9 protein-coding genes are annotated in these 9,979 nt (G+C 70.7%); 2 read left to right on the top strand and 7 right to left on the bottom strand.

Translation table 11 applies throughout. The annotated features are described in order from the left end of the window. Nucleotides 1-861, top strand: an 861-nt coding sequence (locus KN815_RS25985) for an ATP-dependent helicase C-terminal domain-containing protein (protein WP_301184644.1), incomplete at its 5' end; no start/stop codon positions are given. Nucleotides 862-1,026: 165 nt separating this feature from the next. Here the strand turns inward: KN815_RS25985 and KN815_RS25990 are convergent. The 7 genes from KN815_RS25990 to polA all read right to left on the bottom strand — a co-directional run bounded on the left by KN815_RS25990 (nucleotide 1,027) and on the right by polA (nucleotide 8,344). Continuing rightward, nucleotides 1,027-1,377 carry a hypothetical protein gene (locus KN815_RS25990; RefSeq protein WP_253209246.1) on the bottom strand — a complete coding sequence of 117 codons (351 nt, stop codon included), beginning with the start codon at nucleotides 1,375-1,377 and terminating at the stop codon, nucleotides 1,027-1,029. 23 nt (nucleotides 1,378-1,400) lie between these two features. Then, nucleotides 1,401-1,619, bottom strand: a complete 219-nt coding sequence (locus KN815_RS25995) for a hypothetical protein (protein WP_253209247.1) — start codon at nucleotides 1,617-1,619, stop codon at nucleotides 1,401-1,403. A gap of 132 nt (nucleotides 1,620-1,751) precedes the next feature. Beyond that, entirely contained in the window at nucleotides 1,752-2,372 is a 621-nt protein-coding gene (locus KN815_RS26000; protein ID WP_253209248.1) for a hypothetical protein, read from the bottom strand. A 2-nt stretch (nucleotides 2,373-2,374) separates the two neighbouring features. Next, the gene (gene pgfA, locus KN815_RS26005) at nucleotides 2,375-3,376 is read right to left on the bottom strand and encodes a cell envelope lipid trafficking protein PgfA (protein ID WP_216344346.1); all 1,002 of its coding nucleotides are present in this window, start codon (nucleotides 3,374-3,376) and stop codon (nucleotides 2,375-2,377) included. A 16-nt stretch (nucleotides 3,377-3,392) separates the two neighbouring features. Beyond that, entirely contained in the window at nucleotides 3,393-3,527 is a 135-nt protein-coding gene (locus KN815_RS26010; RefSeq protein WP_014059917.1) for an SPW_0924 family protein, read from the bottom strand. Nucleotides 3,528-3,716: 189 nt separating this feature from the next. Further along, nucleotides 3,717-5,492 (bottom strand): lytic transglycosylase domain-containing protein, encoded by a 1,776-nt coding sequence (locus KN815_RS26015; protein ID WP_216344347.1) that lies wholly within the window; start codon nucleotides 5,490-5,492, stop codon nucleotides 3,717-3,719. 113 nt (nucleotides 5,493-5,605) lie between these two features. Beyond that, nucleotides 5,606-8,344 (bottom strand): DNA polymerase I, encoded by a 2,739-nt coding sequence (polA, locus tag KN815_RS26020; RefSeq protein WP_216344348.1) that lies wholly within the window; start codon nucleotides 8,342-8,344, stop codon nucleotides 5,606-5,608. 249 nt (nucleotides 8,345-8,593) lie between these two features. Between polA and KN815_RS26025 the strand changes: the two genes are divergently transcribed. After that, a partial coding sequence (locus KN815_RS26025) for an FdhF/YdeP family oxidoreductase (protein WP_216344349.1) occupies nucleotides 8,594-9,979 on the top strand: 1,386 nt, incomplete at its 3' end.

The following is a 9,979-nucleotide window of genomic DNA, read 5'->3' on the forward strand; positions in this document are numbered from 1 at the left end:
GACGGCTCGCGGCTGGGCGGGGCGCCATGGCTCGCGGTGGCCGTCGCGGATCGCCCGGTGACCTCCGCGTCGGCGCGGGTGCGGCTCGCGGCCGTGACCGACGAGGACACCGCCCGGGCGGCGGCCGTGGCGCTGGCCTCGGAGGGTGCGGAGGTGCACTGGGCCGACGGGGACGTCGTGGCGCGCCGGGTGGCCCGGCTCGGCGCGATCGAGCTGGTGTCCCGGCCGCTGGCCAAGCCTGATCCGGAGCTGGTGCGGCAGGCGCTGCTGGAGGGGCTGCGCCGCGAGGGGACGGGGCTGCTGCGCTGGTCGGCGCAGGCCACGGCGGTCCGGCAGCGGATGGCGTTTCTCCACCGGGAGCTGGGCGGGGCCTGGCCTGATGTCTCCGACGCGGCGCTGCTGGACCGCGCGGACGACTGGCTCGGGACGGAGCTGACGCGGGCCCGCGGGCGGGCCGATCTGGGGCGGGTGGAGGCGGGACAGGCGCTGGCCCGGCTGATGCCGTGGGCCACGGGCGAGGCCGCGCGGTTCGAGGAGCTGGCGCCGGAGCGGATCGAGGTGCCGAGCGGCTCGCGGGTACGGGTGGACTACGGCGCGGACCGGCCGGTACTGGCGGTGAAGCTTCAGGAGTTGTTCGGCTGGCAGGAGGCGCCCCGGATCGCGGGCGGACGGGTGCCGCTGCTGGTGCATCTGCTGTCCCCGGCGGGGCGTCCGGCCGCGGTCACCGCCGATCTGGCGTCGTTCTGGAAGGACGGCTACCGCTCGGTGCGGGCCGAGCTGCGCGGCCGGTACCCCAAGCATCCATGGCCGGAGGATCCGTCGACGGCCGAGCCGACCCGGCGGACCAACACCCGCCGCTGAGCCGCCCAACGTCAGCCGCTGAACCCCGCCGTGCTGCGCCCGCCCGCCCGCTAAGCCCACAGCCGCCGACCCTGCCCAACGCCCACCCGCTCAGCCCACACAGCCGCTGGGGCCGCTCAGCGGCCGCATCGGGCATCGCCGGGCATCGGCAGGCCGCGTCCGGCGTCAGTCGGCCCAGCCGCGCAGCCTGCGGGCGGTCTCGCCGAGCCGGAATCCGCTGATCTCCCGTATCTCGCGGACGAGTCCGACCATGCCACCCGGCGGAGGCGTGATCGGCTCTCCCGACTCCGCTATGTACATCCGCGCGCAGGCCGCGCCGATCGTGGCGTTGTAGTCGGAGAACGGCTCGAGGATCAGTGAGGTGTGCAGAAAGGTCGCAGCACGGGCGGCGGCCTCCTCGTAGTAGGGCTCGCCCGAGAACCGCTCATAGCGGTGGCGTTCGGTCATGCAGTGCAGCGCGCCCCAGTCCCGGACCGGGGTGTTCACCGGGGAGACCTCGACCTGGACGTTCAGCACCCAACCGGCGTCGACATACAGGATCACCGCATGCCGTGCGGGAACTCCCGCTCGAACTCGGGCTTGTACTCCAGGGCGAACTTCACGGCGCCCTCGACGAAACGCTCCTTCTGACGCCGCCGGACCACGTCCTCGGTCAGTATGTCGTGCGCCAGGCGCCTGACCTCGACGCCCTTCTCCCTCGCCTCGGCACGCAGCTCGGCCAGCTCCTGCTCGGTGAACTCAATCGTGATGCCCGGCATGGGCGGCATGCTAGCCACGCCTCCGCCCTGATCACTACCGGCTTGGCCACCACGAGCGAATCGCGGGGACGCAGGTTGACGCGGCGATTGACACGGCGGCTGACATGGCGATCGGCGCGACGGCCGTGCCGCTCAGCACTCCAGCCTCAGGGCGAACTGCTCCCCCGTCGGGAACGGTTCATCCACGGGGTGCGGCCCGACCCATATGAGCGCCTGCTCGAAGGTCATATACGAGCCGTTGTCGACGCACTGGCCGACCACCACCGCATTGCCGCCGCAGCGCCACGCGGCGTAGTTCCACGGGTGGTCGCCCTTCTCGTCCCGCACCACGGTCTCCGGCTCGCCCAGACGCTCGCCGAAGGCATCCACGGCTGCGCGCCACCGGCCGTCGAAGGCGGAGCGGTCGGCATCGCGGTGGAAGACCCATTCGGGGTCCTCGGAGTGGTACTCGGCGAGCCAGTCGACATTGGAGCTGAGCCCGTCGGCCTGCAACTCCGTGTCGAAGTCGTCCGGCTCGTAGTAGTAGCAGAACGGGATCAGGCATTCGGTGTCCGCGTCATCGGGCCCGCCGAACCACTCCGGGCGGACATGGTGCCCGGTGTTGGTGGCGTGCGAGGACGTACGGGAGCCGTCGGGCACCCAGCCGAAGCGCTCGGCGGCGGCCGCCGTGACGCCCGGAGTCCATTCCAGGCGCGCCAATTCGACGATATGGCCGACGAGTTCGGGCCCGGGAACGCAGCAGTTCACTGGCATGGTCATACGCTACGGCCCGCCACTGACAACGGGGTCGGCTCCGCCGGGGCCGACGGGGGGCGCGCCGCACGCCCGCGGGCCTCCAGCAGCAGGGCGAGCGCGAGCAGGGCCATGCCGAGGATCAGGAAGCCCCATGGCAGATAGGCCGTGAGCAGCAGGACCAACTGGCGCTGGGACTTGACCATGTCGACCGTGTGCCGGATGAAGTCCTCGCGCATCTTCACATGGCCGCTGAAGACGGTCACCCGGTCGCGGTCGCCCAGCAGCGTGCCGCCGCGCAGCTCCTCCCGGTGGATCTCCTGCCCGTTGACCGGGGCGCCGGTGGTGGGCTCGACCCAGAACATCCGCTTGGTGCTGTACCAGCGGGAGGTGCCGGCCTTGCGGACGGTTTCGGGGGTGACGCCCTTGACCGGCATGGTCTTGGGCAGCGGCACCTTGGTCCAGGGGATGGTCTGCTCGAAGTAGTAGACCTTCAGGCCGCGGAAGGTCTGGGTGCCCTTGTAGTGGATGGGGGCGGAGGTACGGGTCTGGGCGTCGAAGTAGCGGTAGTCGCGCTTCTCGGTGAGGAACGGCCATTTGAACTCGATGCCGTCGCGGCGCACCGCGTCCCCGTCGACATGTTCCCCGCCCGCGTGCACCGGGTCCTGGGAGTGGGCGTCGAAGACATAGCGCTCGGGGATCTTGGAGACCATCTTGCCGTCGGGCCCGGCCATATACGACAGGGCGTCCCAGACGACGACATCGCGCCCGGTCGCCTTCCCGGCCTTCTCGGCGGCGGGCACATTGCCGCGCAGGGTCTGCACGATGGTGACCTTGGAGACCTTGCGGGGCCGCATGGTGCCGTAGTCGAGCAGGGTGGCCGGGCCGGCCTCCAGGACCGCCGTCTGGTATTCGCTGGGCGGGATCTTGGCCAGCCGGGGATAGGCGTACCAGCGCAGCAGCGGCGCGAGTGCGGCGAAGAAGACGGCGAAGGCCAGCAGCACCAGGCTTGCTCTGCGGCGCATGGCGGATGTCCCTCCCTCAGGGGTGCTTGGGGACGGTGGTGAGCAGCGGTTTCGGGGAGGTCTCACCGCTGGGGGCGCCGATGGCCGTCATCGTCAGGACGATGGCGAGGGCGGCGGCGAGTCCGATCGCGGCGGCGGCGAGGGCGCGCATACGGGCCTCCTCGTGGTCCGGTACGAGGCGCGGCCTGACGGTTCGTCAGGGATGGGGCACCGTAGCAACGGGGGCCGCAGATGAGAACACGAAGGCCGAAAAGCGTCGCGCCGCCCCTGGGCCCGGTGGGGGCTCAGGGACGGCGCGAGGAACCGCGTGATCCGCGGCGCTACTCGGCTACCGGGCGGCTTACGAGGCGGGGGCCTCGGCCTCGGTGACCGTCAGCTCGATGTCCAGGACGGCGCCGCCCTTGGCGGTGAGGCGGAGCAGGAAGGTGCCCGCGTGGTCATCGGTGAGGATCTTCGGCAGGGTGAGCTGCCCGCGGGCGTTGGTCTTCAGGGCGGTCAGGGTGCGCACCGGCTTGCCCTTGTCGTCCAGGAAGTAGGGCCCCTTGTCACCCGGCTCGGGGTCCTTCGCCGAGGTGATCATGGTGGCGGTCACCGGCACATCCGCGGTGGCCTTGCCCTTGCTGGTGGCCGTGACGGTGAGCGCGTCGGCGAAGGAGGCGCCGGTCTGGGCCGTGAGCTCCTTGTCGTCGAGGCGGGCCAGCGCATCGGCCTGCGGTACGGGACGGGCCTTGACGGTCGCGGCGAACTCGACCGGGGCGGCCTCCCGCCCCACGGCGGTGGCGCGCACGGTGAAGGTGCCGGTCTTCTCGCCCGCGACCAGCTTCGGCGCGGTGGCGGTGCCATCGCTGCCGGTCAGGATGGTGGCGGACTTGACGAGACCGAGGAAGCGCGAGTCGGTCTCGCCGAGGATCTCGTACCTCACCCGCGCACCGGCCACCGGCTTGCCCGCGGCGTCCACGGCCTTGACGCGCGGCGACTGGGCGAAATCGGTGCCCGCGGTGGCGGACAGCTCCTTCGCACCGACCGTGGTGAGCTTGCTGGTGCCGCTCGGAGTGGACGGCGGAGTGGTGGGGGGCTTGGGGGTCGGGGTCCCGGTGCCCGGGGTCCCGGGGGTCCCGCCGTTCCCGCCGGCCGGAGGGGTCGGGGTGGAGGTGTCGGGCTCGTCGTCGGGCTTGGGCAGGGTGTGGGCGTTCTCCGGATCCTTCCCGGTGTCCTTGCCCGTTCCGCCGCCCTTCCCCGAGCCCTTGCCCTTGTCGCCCGAGCCCGAGCCGCCGGAGCCGTCCCCCGAGGGCAGCACACCCGTGCCGTCGGGGACCTCGTGGGTGCCGCGCTTGTAGTACTCGAACCACGACAGGACGGTGTTCAGATACTCCTGCGAGTGGTTGTAGCCGAGGATCGCACGGTCCAGATCGGCCTTGACGGACAGATCGCGGCCGTTCGCACAGAGGTAGTTGCCCGCGGCGAGGGCGGCGTCATAGACGTTGTTGGGGTCCTTCTCGCCGTCACCGTTCCCGTCCCGCCCCCAGTTGGCCCAGGTGGACGGGATGAACTGCATGGGGCCGACCGCGCGGTCATGCGTACTGTCGCCGTCGTAGGCACCGCCGTCGGTGTCCTTGATCAGGGCGAAGCCGTCGCCGTTGAGGACCGGGCCGAGGATGGGCGAGACGGTGGTGCCGTCGGCGTCCACATTGCCGCCGCGGGCCTGGCCGGACTCGACCTTGCCGATCGCGGCCAGCAACTGCCAGGGCAGATTGCAGCCGGGGTTGGACTTCCGCAGGGCCGCTTCCGCCTTCTTGTAGGCGTCCAGCACGCTGGCGGGTATCCCCGCCTCGGCCTTGGTGCTGCCACCCCCGGGGAGCCCCGGCAGATCGGCCGAGGAGCCCGGCTTGTCGGGGGTGACCAGCGGCGGCAGATCGGTGTGGTACGACGAACCACCGTCAATGGGGGTGTCGTCGGGCGCCGGTGCCTCCCCCGCCCGCTGCTCCCGGTTCCGGTCGCCCTGGTCGGAGTGGGCGAACCCGGGTGCCTGGGACGCTGTGAGGGCGGCCATCGCGGCGGCCGCCACCGCCGTCGTGGCGGCCCCCTTGCGCAGTCGTCGGCCGATAAGCGGTGCCATCCGTGTGTCCCTCCCGTCGAACACAGTGCGCTCCCCCAGCGCGTCAACTCTGGTGACACTACGACAACTTAAGGCCCGCAGCTACCGGTGCAAACGCCACATCGGTGGAACTCTCAGTGAGCCGCCGATTCCCAGTCCGACCCGGATCCTACCGATACATCCAGCGGAGCGCTCAGGCTGAAGGCGCCCGTCATCTCCCGGCGGACCAGCTCCTCGACCCGCTCCCGCTCACCGGGCGCGATCTCCAGCACGATTTCGTCGTGGACCTGCAACAGCATCCGCGACGAGAGTTTTTCCCCCGTCAATGCCGCGTCCACCTTGAGCATCGCGATCTTCACGATATCGGCGGCGGTGCCCTGGATCGGGGCGTTGAGCGCCATCCGCTCGGCCATCTCGCGGCGCTGGCGGTTGTCGCTGGTGAGGTCCGGGAGATAGCGGCGGCGGCCGAGCATGGTCTCGGTATAGCCGGTGGCGCGCGCCTCCTCGACGACCCGCTGAAGATAGTCGCGCACCCCGCCGAACCGCTCGAAGAAGTTCTCCATCAGCTTGCGGGCCTCATCGGGGGTGATGCCCAACTGCTGGGAGAGGCCGAACGCCGAAAGGCCGTACGCCAGCCCGTAGGACATGGCCTTGATCTTGCGGCGCATCTCCGGGTCGACCGCCGACTTGTCGACGGAGAAGACCTGGGAGGCGACCGTGGTGTGCAGGTCCTCACCGGAGGTGAACGCCTCGATCAGCCCCTCGTCCTCGGAGAGATGGGCCATGACACGCAGCTCGATCTGGCTGTAGTCGGCGGTCATCAGTGACTCGAAGCCGTCACCGACGACGAAGCCGCGCCGGATCGCCCGGCCCTCGTCCGTGCGCACCGGGATGTTCTGGAGATTGGGGTCGGTGGAGGAGAGCCGGCCGGTGGCCGCCACGGTCTGGTTGAAAGTGGTGTGGATACGGCCGCCGGGGGCGATGGTCTTGATCAGGCCCTCGACGGTGGAGCGCAGCCGCGCCTGCTCCCGGTGGCGCAGCATGATCACCGGAAGTTCGTGGTCGGTCTGGCCGGCCAGCCACGCCAGCGCGTCGGCGTCCGTGGTGTATCCGGTCTTGGTCTTCTTGGTCTTGGGCAGGCCCAGCTCGCCGAAGAGCACCTCCTGGAGCTGCTTGGGCGAGCCCAGGTTGAACTCATGGCCCACCGCGGCGTGCGCCTCCTGCACGGCGTGCTGCACGGCGGCCGCGAACTGCTGCTCCATGCGCTCCAGCCAGCCGCGGTCGGCGGCGATGCCCGACCGCTCCATCCGGGCCAGCAGCTCGGAGACGGGCAGCTCCATGTCGTGCAGCAGCCCGGCCGCGCCCACGTCCTTCAGCCGGCCGCCGAACGCCTCGCCCAGGTCCAGAATGGTCCGCGCCTTGATCATCAAGGCGTCCCGCTCGGCCTCGTCATCGGCGCCGAAGGCAAGCTGGCCGCTGTCCGCGGCGACCGCCGGGGACAGCTCGCGGCCCAGGTACTCCACCGACAGGGCGTCCAGCTCGAAGGAGCGGCGGCCGGGCTTGACCAGATAGGCCGCCAGCGCGGTGTCCATGGAGACGCCCGCGACGGACCAGCCGTGCTCGGCGAAGACCCGCATGATCCCCTTGGCGTTGTGCAGGACCTTGGGGCGGTCCGGGTCCGCGATCCACTCGGCGAACGCCCGCTCGTCGGCCTCGTCCAGTTGCGAGGGGTCGAAGTACGCGGCGGGGCCGGAGCCGGTGGCCAGCGCGATCTCGCTGACACTGCCGCTGCCCAGCGCCCAGGTGTCGACGGTGGCCAGGCCCAGCGGGGCGTCACGGTGGCTCTCCAGCCAGGGGGCGAGCTCGCCCGCGCCCAGCGCCTCTCCGTCCACCGCGATACCCGGCTCCGCGGCCGCGGGCTCGTCCGCCGCCGCCCCGGGGTCGACGGCCATGATCCGGTCGCGGAAGTTCTGGTGGCGGAATTCCAGCGCGTCCAGGATCACCGAGAGCGCCTCCCGGTCGTACGGAGTGCGCCCCAAACCCTCGGGTCCGGCGGCCAGCTCCACATCCCGCACCAGCTCGGTCAACTGCCGGTTGAGCTTGACGGACTCCAGGTGGTCGCGGAGCTTCTCGCCGACCTTCCCCTTGACCTCGTCGACCCGCTCCACCAGCTCCTTGAAGGAGCCGAACTGATTGATCCACTTCGCCGCGGTCTTCTCGCCGACGCCCGGGATGCCGGGGAGGTTGTCCGACGGGTCGCCGCGCAGGGCCGCGAAGTCGGGGTACTGCGCGGGGGTGAGGCCGTACTTCTCGTGCACCTTCTCGGGGGTGAACCGGGTCAGCTCGGAGACGCCCTTGGTGGGGTAGAGCACCGTGACATGGTCGGTGACCAACTGGAACGAATCCCGGTCGCCGGTGACGATCAGCACGTCGAAGCCCTGCTCCTCGGCCTGGGTGGCGAGGGTGGCGATCACATCGTCGGCCTCGAAGCCGTCCACCGCGAAGCGCGTGATGTTCATGGCGTCGAGCAGCTCGCCGATCAGCTCGACCTGGCCCTTGAACTCATCGGGGGACTTGGAGCGGTTCGCCTTGTACTCCGTGAACTGCTCGGAGCGCCAGGTCTTGCGCGAGACGTCGAACGCCACGGCGAGGTGCGTGGGCTGCTCATCACGGAGCGTGTTCGCCAGCATCGAGGTGAAGCCGTAGATCGCGTTGGTGGTCTGGCCGGTGGTCGTGTTGAAGTTCTCCGCCGGCAGCGCGAAGAACGCCCGGTATGCCAGGGAATGCCCGTCCAGCAGGAGCAGGCGGGGTCGGCCCTCCCCCGTGCGGTCGGGAGCGGGCGCTGCGGTCTTCTTCGATGCTTTCTCTGCCACGCCCCCGATCCTGCCACGGCCCACCGACAATGCCTCCCGCCCCGGCCACGGACCGGACCGGGCACAGGATCGAACCAGGCCGCGCACAAGATCGGACCGGGCCGCGTACAAGCGGACCAGGCCGCGTACAAGATCGTGCCCCGCACAGCCGGACCGGGCCGCCGCCCAGGCTGTCGTAGGCGCGTGACAGGATTTGACCCACAGGTCCACGCACAGGTCCCGCAACGCTCGAGCCCAAGGGGAGCGACGATGGCAGCCAAGCCGCCCGCAGGCGATCCGATCCAGGACGCGCCCGAGGTCACACCCCCACAACATGCCGCGGCCGGGCTGCCGGCCGTGGGGCATTCGCTGCGCATCGCCCAGCAGCAGATGGGGGTGCGCCGCACCGCGCTCACGCTGCTGCGCGTCAACCAGAAGAAGGGCTTCGACTGCCCCGGCTGCGCCTGGCCCGAGCCGGACAAGCGCCACGCGGCCGAGTTCTGTGAGAACGGGGCGAAGGCCGTCGCCGAGGAGGCCACCCTCCGCCGGGTCACCCCCGACTTCTTCGCCGCCCACCCGGTGGCCGACCTCGCCACCCGCAGCGGCTACTGGCTCGGCCAGCAGGGCCGGCTCACCCAGCCCATGTATCTGGACGAGGGCGCCGAGCGGTACGAGCCGGTGTCCTGGGACCGCGCCTTCGACATCATCGGCGACGAGCTGACCGCGCTCGGCTCCCCCGACGAGGCGGTCTTCTACACCTCGGGCCGCACCAGCAACGAGGCGGCCTTCCTCTACCAGCTCTTCGCCCGCGAATTCGGCACCAACAACCTGCCCGACTGCTCCAACATGTGCCATGAGTCATCCGGCTCGGCACTCACCGAAACCCTCGGCGTCGGTAAGGGCAGCGTGCTGCTCGAGGACCTCTACCAGGCCGACCTGATCATCGTGGCCGGGCAGAACCCGGGCACCAACCACCCGCGCATGCTCTCCGCCCTGGAGAAGGCCAAGGCCAACGGCGCGAAGATCATCTCCATCAACCCGCTGCCCGAGGCCGGTCTTGAGCGGTTCAAGAACCCGCAGAACGCACGCGGCCTCTCCGGCGTCGGCACCGCGCTCACCGATCTGTTCCTACAGATCCGGCTCGGCGGCGACCAGGCCCTCTTCCGCCTCCTCAACAAGCTCATCCTGGAAGCGTCCGACAGCGCCTCCGGCGCGGGGGACGGCGCCATCGACGAGCAGTTCATCGGCGAGCACACCCACGGCTTCGAGGAGTTCGCCAAGGCCGCCCGCGACGCCGACTGGGACGAGACGCTGCGCGCCACCGGCCTCGACCGCGCCGACATCGACAGCGCGCTGCGCATGGTCCTCGACTCCAAGCGCACCATCGTGTGCTGGGCGATGGGCCTGACCCAGCACAAGCACTCGGTGCCCACCATCCGCGAGGTCGTCAACTTCCTGCTGCTGCGCGGCAATGTCGGCCGCCCCGGCGCCGGAGTCTGCCCGGTGCGCGGCCACAGCAATGTGCAGGGCGACCGCACCATGGGCATCTTCGAGCGCCCCGCCCCGGCCTTCCTCGACGCCCTGGAGCGCGAGTTCGGCTTCGCCCCGCCCCGCGAGCACGGCTTCGACGTCGTGCGGGCCATCCGCGCCCTGCGC

This window comes from Streptomyces niphimycinicus (assembly GCF_018883605.1).
GTDB lineage: Bacteria > Actinomycetota > Actinomycetes > Streptomycetales > Streptomycetaceae > Streptomyces > Streptomyces niphimycinicus.

Excerpts from the sequence above, each read along its gene's own strand:
- pgfA (WP_216344346.1), bottom strand. The coding sequence starts at position 3,376 with ATGCGCCGCAGAGCAAGCCTGGTGCTGCTGGCCTTCGCCGTCTTCTTC.
- KN815_RS26010 (WP_014059917.1), bottom strand. The coding sequence starts at position 3,527 with ATGCGCGCCCTCGCCGCCGCCGCGATCGGACTCGCCGCCGCCCTCGCC.
- KN815_RS26015 (WP_216344347.1), bottom strand. The coding sequence starts at position 5,492 with ATGGCACCGCTTATCGGCCGACGACTGCGCAAGGGGGCCGCCACGACG.
- KN815_RS26000 (WP_253209248.1), bottom strand. The coding sequence starts at position 2,372 with ATGCCAGTGAACTGCTGCGTTCCCGGGCCCGAACTCGTCGGCCATATC.
- KN815_RS25995 (WP_253209247.1), bottom strand. The coding sequence starts at position 1,619 with ATGCCGGGCATCACGATTGAGTTCACCGAGCAGGAGCTGGCCGAGCTG.